18 protein-coding genes are annotated in these 12,927 nt (G+C 58.0%); 10 read left to right on the top strand and 8 right to left on the bottom strand.

Features of this window, described 5'->3' with window-relative positions; translation table 11 throughout:
- The first annotated feature begins 202 nt into the window (after positions 1 to 202).
- From ACIOMO_RS01565 to ACIOMO_RS01555, 3 genes are all read left to right on the top strand, one after another.
- Entirely contained in the window at positions 203 to 1,111 is a 909-nt protein-coding gene (locus ACIOMO_RS01565; protein WP_401237662.1) for an alpha/beta fold hydrolase, read from the top strand.
- Positions 1,112 to 1,180: 69 nt separating this feature from the next.
- Positions 1,181 to 1,504 (top strand): gamma-glutamylcyclotransferase, encoded by a 324-nt coding sequence (locus ACIOMO_RS01560; RefSeq protein WP_053119687.1) that lies wholly within the window; start codon positions 1,181 to 1,183, stop codon positions 1,502 to 1,504.
- Between the two features lie 33 nt (positions 1,505 to 1,537).
- A complete protein-coding gene (locus ACIOMO_RS01555) occupies positions 1,538 to 1,696 on the top strand; it encodes a DUF2986 domain-containing protein (protein ID WP_159811403.1) in 159 nt (52 codons plus the stop codon).
- A gap of 58 nt (positions 1,697 to 1,754) precedes the next feature.
- On the opposite strand, the gene ACIOMO_RS01550 is transcribed toward ACIOMO_RS01555, so the two are convergent.
- Both ACIOMO_RS01550 and ACIOMO_RS01545 read right to left on the bottom strand, forming a co-directional pair.
- Positions 1,755 to 1,991, bottom strand: coding sequence for a hypothetical protein (locus ACIOMO_RS01550; protein ID WP_401237660.1), 237 nt, complete (start codon positions 1,989 to 1,991; stop codon positions 1,755 to 1,757).
- 147 nt (positions 1,992 to 2,138) lie between these two features.
- Positions 2,139 to 2,606, bottom strand: coding sequence for a DNA methylase (locus tag ACIOMO_RS01545; RefSeq protein ID WP_401237658.1), 468 nt, complete (start codon positions 2,604 to 2,606; stop codon positions 2,139 to 2,141).
- A gap of 206 nt (positions 2,607 to 2,812) precedes the next feature.
- Between ACIOMO_RS01545 and ACIOMO_RS01540 the strand changes: the two genes are divergently transcribed.
- Positions 2,813 to 3,037 (top strand): hypothetical protein, encoded by a 225-nt coding sequence (locus tag ACIOMO_RS01540; protein ID WP_401239386.1) that lies wholly within the window; start codon positions 2,813 to 2,815, stop codon positions 3,035 to 3,037.
- Here the strand turns inward: ACIOMO_RS01540 and ACIOMO_RS01535 are convergent.
- Both ACIOMO_RS01535 and ACIOMO_RS01530 read right to left on the bottom strand, forming a co-directional pair.
- On the bottom strand, positions 3,028 to 3,273 hold the full coding sequence (locus ACIOMO_RS01535; protein WP_401237656.1) for a hypothetical protein: 246 nt from the start codon (positions 3,271 to 3,273) through the stop codon (positions 3,028 to 3,030). The genes ACIOMO_RS01540 and ACIOMO_RS01535 overlap by 10 nt on opposite strands.
- 24 nt (positions 3,274 to 3,297) lie before the next feature.
- Positions 3,298 to 3,999 carry a glycosyltransferase gene (locus ACIOMO_RS01530; RefSeq protein ID WP_400748705.1) on the bottom strand — a complete coding sequence of 234 codons (702 nt, stop codon included), beginning with the start codon at positions 3,997 to 3,999 and terminating at the stop codon, positions 3,298 to 3,300.
- Between the two features lie 187 nt (positions 4,000 to 4,186).
- Between ACIOMO_RS01530 and ACIOMO_RS01525 the strand changes: the two genes are divergently transcribed.
- The 4 genes from ACIOMO_RS01525 (at position 4,187) to ACIOMO_RS01510 (ending at position 7,073) form a co-directional block, all read left to right on the top strand.
- The gene (locus ACIOMO_RS01525; RefSeq protein WP_053119670.1) at positions 4,187 to 5,410 is read left to right on the top strand and encodes a zinc-dependent alcohol dehydrogenase; all 1,224 of its coding nucleotides are present in this window, start codon (positions 4,187 to 4,189) and stop codon (positions 5,408 to 5,410) included.
- A gap of 184 nt (positions 5,411 to 5,594) precedes the next feature.
- The gene (locus ACIOMO_RS01520) at positions 5,595 to 5,843 is read left to right on the top strand and encodes a DUF6555 family protein (RefSeq protein WP_159811412.1); all 249 of its coding nucleotides are present in this window, start codon (positions 5,595 to 5,597) and stop codon (positions 5,841 to 5,843) included.
- Positions 5,844 to 5,876: 33 nt separating this feature from the next.
- Complete coding sequence (locus tag ACIOMO_RS01515) at positions 5,877 to 6,269, top strand: GFA family protein (RefSeq protein ID WP_401237653.1); 393 nt, start codon at positions 5,877 to 5,879, stop codon at positions 6,267 to 6,269.
- Positions 6,270 to 6,344: 75 nt separating this feature from the next.
- On the top strand, positions 6,345 to 7,073 hold the full coding sequence (locus ACIOMO_RS01510) for an NAD-dependent epimerase/dehydratase family protein (protein ID WP_401237651.1): 729 nt from the start codon (positions 6,345 to 6,347) through the stop codon (positions 7,071 to 7,073).
- A 6-nt stretch (positions 7,074 to 7,079) separates the two neighbouring features.
- On the opposite strand, the gene ACIOMO_RS01505 is transcribed toward ACIOMO_RS01510, so the two are convergent.
- The 4 genes from ACIOMO_RS01505 to ACIOMO_RS01490 form a co-directional block, all read right to left on the bottom strand.
- On the bottom strand, positions 7,080 to 8,009 hold the full coding sequence (locus ACIOMO_RS01505) for a ZIP family metal transporter (protein WP_401237650.1): 930 nt from the start codon (positions 8,007 to 8,009) through the stop codon (positions 7,080 to 7,082).
- A gap of 90 nt (positions 8,010 to 8,099) precedes the next feature.
- The gene (locus ACIOMO_RS01500) at positions 8,100 to 8,924 is read right to left on the bottom strand and encodes a DUF3618 domain-containing protein (protein WP_401237649.1); all 825 of its coding nucleotides are present in this window, start codon (positions 8,922 to 8,924) and stop codon (positions 8,100 to 8,102) included.
- A complete protein-coding gene (locus ACIOMO_RS01495; RefSeq protein WP_159811416.1) occupies positions 8,921 to 9,349 on the bottom strand; it encodes a phage holin family protein in 429 nt (142 codons plus the stop codon). The genes ACIOMO_RS01500 and ACIOMO_RS01495 overlap by 4 nt, the downstream gene beginning before the upstream one ends.
- Positions 9,349 to 9,912, bottom strand: coding sequence for a hypothetical protein (locus ACIOMO_RS01490; protein ID WP_401237647.1), 564 nt, complete (start codon positions 9,910 to 9,912; stop codon positions 9,349 to 9,351). Before ACIOMO_RS01490 ends, ACIOMO_RS01495 begins: the two co-directional genes overlap by 1 nt.
- A 246-nt stretch (positions 9,913 to 10,158) precedes the next feature.
- Between ACIOMO_RS01490 and ACIOMO_RS01485 the strand changes: the two genes are divergently transcribed.
- Both ACIOMO_RS01485 and ACIOMO_RS01480 read left to right on the top strand, forming a co-directional pair.
- Positions 10,159 to 10,605 carry a low affinity iron permease family protein gene (locus ACIOMO_RS01485; protein WP_401237645.1) on the top strand — a complete coding sequence of 149 codons (447 nt, stop codon included), beginning with the start codon at positions 10,159 to 10,161 and terminating at the stop codon, positions 10,603 to 10,605.
- Positions 10,606 to 11,880: 1,275 nt separating this feature from the next.
- Entirely contained in the window at positions 11,881 to 12,918 is a 1,038-nt protein-coding gene (locus ACIOMO_RS01480; protein WP_401239383.1) for an ABC transporter substrate-binding protein, read from the top strand.
- The last annotated feature ends 9 nt before the right edge of the window (positions 12,919 to 12,927 follow it).

Here is a 12,927-nt window from a genome sequence, read left to right as displayed (position 1 = left end):
ATGGTTGCGTGCTCCTGTGAATTCCGGACGCTGCACGTTCAGCTTAGATGATTGAACGGACACAAGTTCAGGAGGCGACTGCACAGCGATTTGACGTCACTGACCAGCTTCTGGCTGTCGGTTAAAAACCCTCCTGCCGCCATGGATCCGTCTACGCTCATTCCATTCCCCCAACAGCGCACCCGCATCCGGAGCCACCGACATGATCCGTCCTTTGCTGACCGCCCTCACCCTCCTCGGTCTGAGCCTTCAGGCTCACGCCGACATCACGCCGTTCCCCGCAGGCTTCAAGACGCAGGACATCAAGGTCGAAGGCGCGACGATGCACGTTCGGGTCGGCGGCAAAGGCCCGGCGGTGGTGCTGTTGCATGGTTTTGGCGATACCGGCGACATGTGGGCGCCGCTGGCGACGGATCTGGCGCGCGATCACACGGTGGTGGTGCCGGATCTGCGTGGCATGGGGTTGTCGTCGATCCCCGAGGGCGGTTATGACAAGAAGACTCAGGCCGGTGACATTCGCGCGGTGTTGAGCGCGTTGAAAATCGAACACTCGGTGGTCATCGGCCATGACATCGGCACGATGGTCGCGTTTGCCTACGCCGCACGCTATCCGCAGCTCACCGACCGCTTGGTGGTGATGGACGCGCCCGTGCCCGGCATTACGCCATGGAACGACATCGTGCGTTCGCCGATGCTTTGGCACTTCGATTTTGGTGGCAAGGACATGGAGCGCTTGGTGGCTGGCCGCGAGCGCATCTACCTTGACCGCTTCTGGAACGAGTTCGCCGGCACCCCGGCCAAGGTCGATGAACAAACCCGTCAGCACTACGCCAAACTCTACGCGCGCCCGGGCGCCATGCACGCCGCTTTCGCGCAATTTCGCAGCATTCGTCAGGATGCCCTCGACAACGAACCGGTGTTGCAAAAGCACTTGAGCATGCCGGTACTGGCGGTGGGCGGCGAGAAATCCTTCGGCAACAACGAGGCGATCGTCATGCGCAACGCGGCCGACAACGTCACGGAAGTGGTGATTCCTGCGGCAGGTCATTGGCTGATGGAAGAGGCACCAGCGCCGACGATTAAAGCCGTTCGGGACTTTATATCGCTGTGACCCCAGTTGTTGATTGCCTGGACTCGATCCATAGGTCAGGATTCACCCCTTTTCCAGCGGAGAGCAAACGTGGAGCGTCTATTCGTTTATGGAACCCTGGGCCCGGGGCGACCGAATGAGCATGTCATGCTGAAGATCGGCGGCGTCTGGGAAACTGCCACACTCAAGGGCCGTTTGGCCGAAGCCGGTTGGGGTGCGGAATTGGGTTATCCCGGTCTGATCATTGCCGACGATGGCGACGACATTGCCGGCTACGTGTTCTCTTCCGAGCATTTTGCCGAGCACTGGGCTGCGCTTGACGAATTCGAAGGTTCTGAATATCAGCGCCTGCTGACGCAGGTAACGCTGGCAGACGGCTCAACCATCGACGCTTACGTGTACGCTCTTCGCTAGTTGCTATTGCGCCTATAAAACCGAGTAAAACCGATGAACCGTCAAAAGAAACTCAAGCAGTTGTTCAAGGAAAAGGCCAAAAAGGCCAGCGCCAAACTGGCGCCGAAAAAGCCGAAATACATCAGCAAGGCTGATCGCCTCAAGCTGGACGCCGAGGCCGCTGCAACCCCAAGCGAAACCGCCGAAAGCTGATCCCCGCGTTTCAGGCCCGATTGCAGTGTTGCACCGCACACTGCAATCGGCGCTGCCCTCATCGCGATTGATTGACTACACGAATCTGCGTCAACCCCACCCGCTCGGCCTGCTCCAGAATTTCTTCCGGGGTGGCGTCTGCCGTGGGCATCAGCAAGCCGTTTTCGGCATCGCCCAAATGCAACTCCAATAGATGCATGGCCGCTTCATGCGCGGTTAATTGCGCATCTTTGAGTTCGAAGGTGTGGCTACGCGGCTCGCCGTTGAACAGGTATTCCAGGGTATAGGTGTGCATGCTGGTATCCGTCAGTGGTTGAATGGACGACTCAATATCCTGACGAGCCGGTCAGCTTTTAGTTCAACCGAATCACAATGCAGCCCCCTGTGGCGAGGGGATTTATCCCCGTTGGGGAGCGTAGCGCCCCCTCTTCTAAACCCCCAACTACAAAAGGCAACGGGTCCGGCCTCGCTGGCTCGTGTAAAAAAGCACTGCGGCGGCTTCGCGCATAAAAATCTCGACGGTCTTGGGCCCGATCCCTTCGAATTCACCCAGACGTTTTTCGAAGGCCTGACGATCGGCGCTCGCCTCAACGATATTGCCGATCTTGCCGTCGTATTCGGCGTTGAGCTTGTGCACCAATGCCAGCAACCGCGATGCCGTTGATTCGTCGTAACGCACGTAGTGAGCCTGGCCGAGCATCACCACCAATTGTCGATGGCTGCAGTGCGCCAGTTTCTGCGGTGTATCGCGCTGGTGCTGCTCAACGATCACCTGATAGGCCTTGGCAGCGATAGCGCCCTGAATCCTCTTCCCCATCAAGAAACTGGCGAGCAGCCATTTGAACAGGGCCGTTTCTTCACCACCCTGAAGGTCGATGTTCAACTCGTGTGCGCTGATTGCTTTGTTCACCTGTCTGGCCCTTTGCGATATCTCTCAGTCAGCATCTAGACCCGACACGACTGCGAACGATCCAGTGGCGAGAATCGGTGAAGGAACCCTTATTCGTGCAGGACGCCTAAGGTTTAACTACAGGAAGATGGTCAAGCCCAAATGCATAAACCGTACTGTGCCAGGAGGATATTTTGGCTGATCTGGATTGGGTGCAATGGCCAGCGATGGTTGTGACCGTTCTCGCCGCATGGCTGATTGGATCGCAGCGACCGGCAAGGCGAATGTTCGGCTTTATCTGCTTTAGCCTGAGCAACGTGTTGTGGGTGATTTGGGGCGCCTACGCCGGGGCGTACGCGTTGATCGTCTTGCAGATTTGTCTGTTTCTGATGAACCTGCGCGGACTGAGGAAAAACGCGAAGGGCAAGGAAACCCAACAAGCTCAAGACTGACGGTGGCCGTCGAAATTCTTCTTGAAGCCTCGGGCATTCATCCCCAAAAGGATGCACTCAAGGAGGATCAGCGCGTAGGCGTCGGCGTGCAGCCCCCAAATCACCCAGAGCGCATTGCTGAGGATGAATCCCCAGAAAGCGATCATTCGCCGGTAAGCTCGTTGCGATCCGATAAACCAGGCAGAGGCTACCGTAATGACCATGGCCGGCCACTGCACCCAATCGATGTACTGCAATTTCCGCTCCCGCCTACATTCGCGTCAAAGAGAAACACCGGTACTGACTTGTTGATCAAGCACAGGCACGGCCAGTGACGTACTCAAATTGGCCAGGTACTCACCAAATCCGCCGCGACACTTGTAATCCTTGCGGGCGCTGGTAATCACCGGATTTGTCGCCGTCCAGACGATATGAGCACCAATCCGCGTGAGATCACCCACCAGATGGACGTCTTCGTGGGCAGTGAGATGCTGGAACCCACCCGCATTTCGGTAGGCCTCGGCACTCAAGCCGAGATTGGCACCGTGGATGTGCCGATGGTTTTCGATGAACTGATAATGCTCCAGGTACTTTGAGCGAACCGACTCACCGTGCTCGTTCCAGCTGTCCACCTCGACGGTGCCACAGACGGCATCGGCTTTGAATTCAATCTGCCGTGCCAGCCAATCGGCGGGCACGGCGGTGTCGGCATCAGTGAAGGCGAGCCATTTCGCGCCAGCGGCCAGCAAGTGCTCTGCGCCGGTGGCCCGCGCCTTTCCCACGTTCTGAAAAGACGCCACGATCGTGCTCACGCCCAGCGCTGAAACGATCCGCCCGGTGTGGTCGGTGCAATCGTCGAGGACGACCACTACCGAAACCGACTGGCCCGCCAATGCAGGATGTTGCGCCGCGAACAGAACCGACTCAAGACAGGCCCTGATATGGCGCTCTTCATTATGTGCAGGGATCACGACACCGATCATTAACGCTACCTCCGACTGTCAGAGTTACAGGCTCCTGCAGTCGACCGGTGGCTAAGCCATTAGGTTTAAAAAATCGCACAAGTGGCCGCGTCGGCGACCGCCAGTCATTTGTGTCCCTGAATCTATGAACTTACGTTCGCCGTTCCTCCTCTCCCGCTTACCATCCAGCTGAAGCGGGTAAGACGTCATGAGAGCACTCACTTATCACGGCGCGCACAGCGTCAAGGTCGACACGGTTCCTGATCCGGTTATCGAGCAAAGCGACGACATCATCCTGCGCGTGACCGCGACAGCGATCTGCGGCTCTGACCTGCATCTGTATCGGGGGAAAATACCGACCGTCGAGCACGGCGACATTTTCGGCCATGAGTTCATGGGCATCGTCGAAGAGACAGGGTCAGCGGTGACTGCCGTGCAGCCGGGCGACCGCGTGGTAATTCCTTTTGTCATTGCTTGTGGCAGCTGCTTTTTCTGTCAGATGGATTTGTTTGCCGCTTGCGAAACCACCAACACCGGCCGTGGCGCGATCCTCAATAAAAAAGCCATTCCTTCCGGAGCGGCGCTGTTTGGATACAGCCATATGTACGGTGGCGTGCCCGGCGGCCAGGCAGAATACGTGCGCGTCCCCAAAGCCAACACCGGGCCGTTCAAGGTGCCGGGCACCCTGTCGGACGAGAAGGTTTTGTTCCTTTCCGACATCCTGCCCACCGCTTGGCAAGCGGTCACCAATGCAGACATCGGGCCGGGTTCGAGCCTGGCGATCTATGGCGCCGGCCCGGTGGGTCTGTTGAGCGCCGCGTGTGCGCGGATGCTCGGCGCCGAGCAGATTTTCATGGTCGACCACCACCCCTATCGCCTCGCCTATGCGCAGAAAACCTATGGTGTGATCCCGATCAATTTTGATGAGGACGATGACCCCGCCGACACCATCATCCGCCAGACCAAGGGCATGCGTGGCGTTGACGGCGCTGTGGATGCGGTGGGTTTTGAAGCGAAAGGCAGCACCACCGAAACCGTCCTCGCCACCCTCAAACTCGAAGGCAGCAGCGGCAAAGCCTTGCGCCAGTGCATCGCCGCCGTTCGACGCGGCGGCATTGTCAGTGTCCCGGGCGTTTACTCAGGGTTCATTCATGGCTTTCTGTTCGGCGACGCGTTCGATAAAGGCCTGACCTTCAAGATGGGCCAGACCCACGTTCATCGTTTCCTCCCGGAACTGCTCGGGCACATCGAAACCGGCCGGCTCTCCCCCGATGTGATCATCAGCCATCGCATGTCGCTCGAACAGGCTGCCGAGGGCTACAGGATTTTCGATAAACGTGAGGAGGATTGCCGCAAGGTCATTCTGACGCCAGGCGACAGCCACATTGCCTTGCCCGAGCTCGATGACGGCGTTGCGGTTCTGGCTACGTAAGCTTCATTCAGCGGCTAAAAAAGGAGCAGAGGATTCAGAGTTTTTGCGAGTCCTCTGGTTCCTTTTTTTAAGCAGTTTGCGTTGAATTCGCGGCGCTGTTATCCGCGTCGTTCGCATCGTAAAAATTCTTGGAATTTTTTTCTCTCGGCACCACTCATTGGCGTATGAGCGTAAGGAGTAACTCATGAGCCAGACAGACATTTTCGTCATTGAATACAAGCTTCACGGGCAGCCGAAGTCTTTCGTCATACGCGCGAAAACCATGCGTAATGCCGATGCCTGGCATTGGGCGAGTTGTGATGCCGGCATCGCGCCGATTCCGAAACCGGGAAAGCCGCCATTGAAAGTCGTATCCAAGCCTCAGGCCGAGCGATTCGGCGTCACGGAGGTGAAGTGGCGTGAAACGGCGACCGTGGACTGGACAGAGGCTTGAGCTTAATGCGGCAGACCATAGAGGTGGACTGCGATGCTTAAACAAATCGGCAACACACACATCCGCGTCGATCACCGCGCCAGCTGCCACTGTGGCGCGGTGATTCTTGAGCTGCACTTGCCTGACGGTCTCCCGGCCCCGCACCGTTGCGATTGTTCTTTTTGCAAACGCAAAGGCGCGGTCGTGGCAGCGGTTCCGGCGGTGGACTTAAAGGTGATCCGGGGCGAATCGGCGCTCCGGACCTACCAGTTCGGCAAGCACGTAGCCGAGCATTTTTTCTGTGGCAACTGCGGGATCTACACGCACCACCGACGCAGCACCAACCCGCAAGAGTTCGGCTTCAATGTGGGCTGCCTCGAAGGGGTCAACCCTTACGAACTGGACGATGTGCCTGTTGCCGAGGGTGGGGTTTGGCAAACACCTTGATTGGAAGCGAAGAAGGATGGTACTCATCGGTCGGTCGAGAACCAGAATGGAATCTCACCCTGAGGACATACGGACATGAGCGCACGGAAATTATTAGTCACGGGTGCTGCCGGCAAGATCGGCAGCGCCTTCTACAAAGCGTATGGCGATGAACTGGTTCTGCGCTTAGCCGATATAGACGTATCAAAACTTGCCGATTCCAGCGAACGTTTCGCCCTCGACATCACCGATTTATCCGGTTGCCATGAAGCCTGCGAAGGCATCGACACCGTCATTCACCTGGCGGCCGATCCGAATCCGGACGCGGATTTCATGACCTCCGTCCTGCCGGTGAATATCGTCGGCACCTACAACATGCTGCTCGCCGCGAAGACGCAAGGCTGCAAGCGCTTCATCTTCGCCAGCAGCGCTCAGGCCATCGAAGGCTACCCCAAGGATGTACAAGTCCACGAAAGCATGGCGCCCCGGCCCGGCAATCTTTACGGGGTCGGCAAAGCGTTCGGCGAAGCACTGGCATCGCTGCATGCCAACGACGGTGCGATGACCACCGTCGCCGTGCGCATTGCCAACGTAAACGAGTTTCACCCGGGTGAAGCGCACAGCCACAGGGACGTTGCGGCGTTTATCAGTGTGCGGGATGTCGTCGCGTTGCTGCGCGATTGCGTGGATGCCGAGCTGAACGGATTCCACGTTGTCCATGGCGTTTCGGACAATCGATACAAGCGCCTTTCGATCGATGAAACGCGAAAAGTCGTCGGCTATGCGCCGCTGGATGATGCCTTCAAGATTCTTGAGGGCAAATAACGCGCGCTAACCCAACGCGGTATCGAGAAACATCATCACTCCAAAACCGAGCATCAATCCAAGGGTCGCGGGCGTCTCGTGACCATTGCGATGGGTCTCCGGAATGACCTCATGGGACACCACAAAAATCATCGCGCCAGCCGCCAGACCAAGAGCGATCGGATAACCCAACGCGAAGCTGCTGGAAACGCCCAAACCGACGATGGCGCCGATCGGTTCCATCAGCCCTGAAGCGACGGCAATCAGCGCCGCTCGCAATGCCGAAAGTCCCGTCACACGCAGTGCCAGCGCAACCGCCAGCCCCTCGGGAATATCCTGAATGGCGATGGCGGTTGTCAGCGGCAACCCCACCTGCATGTCGCCGTTGGCGAAACTCACACCAATCGCCATGCCTTCCGGCAGGTTGTGCAGAGTGATTGCCAATACAAACAGCCAGACTCGATTGATGCGCTTCGCTTCAGGCCCGCGCCGGCCGCTTTTTTCGTGTTCGTGCGGCACGAAGCGATCCAGTCCGACCATCAGCGCCACGCCCAGCGCCAACCCGGCCACCACCACACAAGCCGCCAGCAACTGATTGCCGCACAAGGCCTGTGCCGCTTCGATGCCCGGCAGAATCAGCGAAAAAGAACTGGCGGCAAGCATCATGCCGGCCGCGAACCCAAGCATGATGTCTTGCGTACGCGCAGCAATGTCGCGCAACGCTATCGCCACCACCGCCCCTAATGCGGTGGCGCTAAAACCGGACAGTCCGCCCAGAAAAGCAAAATAAAGATTCGCCTTGTTGGCGCCGACGAATGCGCCATAACCGCTGACCATCAACAGAACAGCCACGCACGCCAGCGCTAGCCAGAAGGCGCGACCTCCCCAGCCAGCGTTTGTGAGATGGCTAAACCAGTTTCGTGAAGACGTTTCGGAAGGCGTTGCAGGTTCGGACATCATTCCCACCATTCAATGTGTTTTCACGGATCAAGCGACGATCATTGGCCCCAGCAAGGAGGCCCATTGCGGGCCTCCGGTTCTCCGCGATCAGGAGGTGCCCAAGCCTTGGGAAAGATCGGCGGACGGGGGCAACGATGTTGCAGGCGCGGAGTCTGAACGGGCGGCGACAGCCTCTTGTTCAGTGGTTTTCGTCACGGTATCGCGAACCGCTTCGTAGCCTTCCTGCGCCTGCTTTTTGACTTTATCGACCAGCCCGGCGCTGGTGCGCCCCATCATGCGCTGTTCGGTGCTGGTGGTTGGCAACGCGGCACCGAGCAAGGCGCCCAGTGCGATGCCGGCGGCGGCGACTACCAAGGGTTGTTCCTTGAGCAGTTGATTGAACTGCTGACCCAATACCTGTGAGTTGCGTGCTAACCGATCACCGGCATCGTGCATCGCATGGCTGAGGTTTTCACTGGCGGCACCAACGTTGTCGCCCAAGTGCGCGGCTTTGCCTTTCAGCGATTGGTAACCTTCTTTCAGCGAATCGGCCGTCTGGTGCAAATGGTCGCGCGCACTGTCGATACCGTCCGCCAAACCATCCGCCCATTCCCCGGCCCTGTCCTGATCGGGCCCGGTTCGATAGACGGGTTGCGGCACCGGCGGCCGGTTCTGGCTCATCATCAGCCACAACAGACCCACCGAGGTCAGCACCGCAGGCACGGGGTTGTTGCGCACGCTGGTGCCGAGGTTAGTGATAAACGTCGAGCCATTGTTTTGCATCAGGCCCCAAGCCTGGTCGAACATCTGACCGGGGGTGAACTTGCTTTCCAGCTGGTCGACGATGTTGCCGATGCTGGCGCGCTGCGCGTCGATTTCCCGTTCGATCTGCTCGGGACTTTTTTGCGATTCGATATCCAGTTCAGTGTTCATGAGACTTTCCTCCGCAGCGCTTCCTGATCTTTGTTCAGAGCGTCCAGCGTCCGGTCAGGTTTGAAATGGGACGGCTCGAATTGTTTTTTGCCGGTTTGCAACATGGCGAAGCCGATGATCATCACCACAACACCGACGATCAACGCTGCCAGCCACGGCGCCATGAACAGGCTCAAAGCGTAGACCGCCGACATCAGCAGGATGATGAAACCCGCCAGAAAAACGATGGCACCGCCCGCCACCGCCGCAATGCCGGCCTTCAGCGTGGTGAGGCTGGTTTGCAGTTCGGCCTTGGCCAAGGCCAGTTCCTTGGTGAATAACGCGGGCACTTCGCGGGACAGCTGTCGAAGCAGACCGACGACTGAAGCGTCGTCAGGTTGCGCAAGAGGTCTTGTGCCCGGCAGATCCGGATCGTCTCTGTTCATCACAGTTCTCCTTTCGCGACTGGCGCAACGGGGGTCGGTGCGGGCGACGTTTCATAAGGCCGATGTGCGCCATAACCGTCTGATGGCGGCATGGAGGAACTGCCTGCTGCCGGATCGTGTTGGGCGCTGACGGTGACCGCCGCGCCCGTGCCGGCCTTGAGGAATCGCGATAATCCGAACCCCACGGCAATGCTCCCGGCAATGAACAGCGCGGGATTGCTGCGCGCCAGATCCGCCGCATCGTGCAAGAGCTGTTCGGCACTCTTGCCGCGAAGATTGCCGGCCAGCCCCGTCATCGACTCCGCCATGTCGCTGAGGTAGTCGGACATGCCCAGTGAGTCCTTGTCCTCCAGTTCCGACACAAAGCTTTTCGCACCTTGCGCCAATGCCTCGATCTGATCGGCGGCGGTGTCGCGATATTGGCCAAACTGCGCATCGGCTTGATGCCTCGCGCCGCCCAACGCCTCGGTGACCTCTTCCTTTAAATGCTCAAAGTCATGCTCAGGCTTGCTGCCTGCCGGATCGCCGGTCTGAGATCCTGCTCTGCTGTCTGAAGTATTCATGTCGTCCCTCGCCTTCTGGATGAAAACGTTTAACGGGACTGCGCAGCAAGGATTGCCCTGAGCCCCTCACTGCAGAGGACGGGGGAGTTTGACGCAGAGTTCAAAGAGGATGATGGGCGACCTGCAAGAAGGTTTTCCAGCAGCGACGGTCGCGCGCAAACATGGCGACGAGCGGTCTAAATGTAAAAAAGAATTTCAAGAACTGGCTGCGGTCAGACTCGTTACATTCAACGAGAGCTCGCACTCATGACTTTTGCACGTTTCTGCCAAGGCCTTTCAAACTGGGCCGGCAGCTCGAAAACTTTTCTCCTCGCGATCGTCTTGATTGGGGTTTGGGGACTGACCGGGCCGTACTTTCACTACAACGATACGTGGCAACTGATCATCAATACGTCGACCACCATCATCACCTTCCTGATGGTGTTTCTGATCCAGAACACACAAAACCGCGACAACGACATTTTGCATCTGAAGATTGATGAACTGATTCGCGCGACCACGGCGGCGCAGAATGCGACGTTGGGGCTGGATAAAATGGGTTCACGGGATCTGCGCAAACTGCGCGATCGCTATAGCTCGCTGGGTGAGCGTCACCAGGTCAATCTCGATCCTGAGGCGCATGAAGCGTTTGTTGATGGGGTGCCAGTTTCATCGACGACTGCCGAAGCGGAACGAGTGGATTTGCAACGCTGAATTGCCCGCGGAGCAAAAAATCTGTGGGAGCAGAGCTTGCTCGCGAAAGCGGTGTGTCATTCAACAATGCACTGGTTGAAATTACGCCTTCGCGAGCAGGCTCGCTCCCACAGGTATCTTTGGCGTATTCGGGGTTTTGTGTACGGCAGAAAACTTGTAGGAGCAGAGCTTGCTCGCGAAAGCGGTGTGTCATTCAACAATGCACTGGCTGAAATTACGCCTTCGCGAGCAGGCTCGCTCCCACAAGGATTTGGGGTGTGCTCGGGGTTTTGTGTACGGCAGAAAACTTGTAGGAGCAGAGCTTGCTCGCGAAAGCGGTGGGTCATTCAACTATGCATTGCCTGAGCTGACGCCTTCGCGAGCAAGCTCAGCTCCTACAGGGGTTTGGGGCGTGCCCAAGGTTTTGTGAGCGACAAAGAAACCTGTGGGAGCGAGCCTGCTCGCGAAAGCGGTGGGTCATTCAACAATGCATTGCCTGAACTGACGCCTTCGCGAGCAGGCTCACTCCTACAGGGATTTGGGGCGTGCCGGGGGTTTTGTGTACGGCAAAAAACTTGTAGGAGCAGAGCTTGCTCGCGAAAGTGGTGGGTCATTCAACAATGCACTGCCTGAGCTGACGCCTTCGCGAGCAGGCCCGCTCTCAAAGAGGGGTTGGGGTGTGCCGGGGGTTTTGTGTACGGCAGAAAACTTGTAGGAGCAGAGCTTGCTCGCGAAAGCGGTGTGTCATTCAACAATGCACTGGTTGAAATTACGCCTTCGCGAGCAGGCTCGCTCCCACAGGGATCTTTGGCGTATTCGGGGTTTTGAGTACGACAGAAGAACATGTAGGAGTGAGCCTGCTCGCGAAGGCGGTGTTTCATTCAACAATGCATTGCCTGAATTGCCGCTATCGCGAGCAGGCTCACTCCTACAGGGATTTGGGGCGTGCCCAAGGTTTTGTGAGCGACAAAGAAACCTGTGGGAGCGAGCTTGCTCGCGAAAGCGGTGGGTCATTTAACAATGCACTGACTGGGCTGACGCCTTCGCGAGCAAGCTCGGCTCCTACAGTGAACAACGGGTGTCTGAGGGGGATTTGGCTCGGCATAGTTTTTATGCCTGAAAGGCATTGCTGTCCCAAGCTATGCGCTGTCGCTCATATGCCCAAAGCGACTAACCAGCACATTTTTAATTATTTTATTTCTGCGTGTGTACGCCGCTATACCTGCGCCTTCGATCCGGCACCTCGCTGGAATTTGCAGGAGCATCCGTGTGAGTCGAACGACGTCGTTTAGCAGAATTTCCCTCCCGAAAGCCGCGCTCACCCTCGCCGCTTTACTCGTTTCCAGTCTGGCGCTGGCCGATACGGTCAAGGAAATCCGTATCGCCGTACCGGACATCAGCGCCGGGCCGACGCCCAGCGGCGCCGGGATTGTCGATGTGTTACGCGACCGACAAACCCTGGAAAAGGAGTTCGAAAAGGACGGCATCAAGATCCGTTGGGACTTCTTCAAAGGCGCGGGGCCGGCGATCAATGAGGCCTTGGCCAACAACCAGGAAGACTTCGCTTACCTCGGCGACTTGCCAGCGATCATCGGCAAGGCCGGTGGTCTCGACACGCGTTTGCTCAGTGCGACGGCCCGTGACGTCAAACTCTATCTCGCCGTACAGCCGGGCTCGGGCATCACCACCCTCGAAGCGCTGAAAGGCAAGCGCGTCGCTATCTTCCGAGGCACTGCCACGCAACTTTCGTTTGCCTCGGCACTGGCGCACCAAGGCTTGAAAGAGAGCGACTACAAAGTCGTCAACCTCGACTACAACGCCGCCAACGCAGCACTCGCCGCCAAGCAAATCGACGCGACCTGGTCCGGCGCCGGCGTGATTGCGCTGAAGGCACGCGGCCTCGCTGAATTGCCGCTGACCACCGTCGACCTCGATGGCGCCGGCAGCATGCAAGCCGTGCTGTTAGGCCGTGGCGCCTTCGTCGACGCACACCCGGAACTGGTCGCGCGCCTGATCAAGGCGCAACAGCCCGCCATCACTTGGCTGCGCAACGACGACCACAAACAGGACTACATCAACCTCGTTTCAAAACTCGCCAGCTTCCCCGCAGACATCCTCACCACCGATGCCAAAGACCAATCGCTGGTAAAGATTTTCGCCCCGCAGCTCGACGCGCCGTTCCTCGATAACTTGCAGCGCAGCGTCGATCTGGCGCTCCAGGCGAAACTGATCCGCAAAGGTTTTGAAGTGAAAACCTGGGCCGAGCCGCGCTTCATCGAGGCTGCCCTGCAACACACCGACACCGCTTCGCAAACCCCACAAGCCAGCCGCTAAAACAAGGAC

The organism is Pseudomonas sp. NPDC087804, from assembly GCF_044742965.1.
Lineage (GTDB): Bacteria > Pseudomonadota > Gammaproteobacteria > Pseudomonadales > Pseudomonadaceae > Aquipseudomonas > Aquipseudomonas rustica.
The sequence above is the reverse complement of the archived record's forward strand: the minus strand, read 5'-3'. Positions and strand labels throughout refer to the sequence as shown.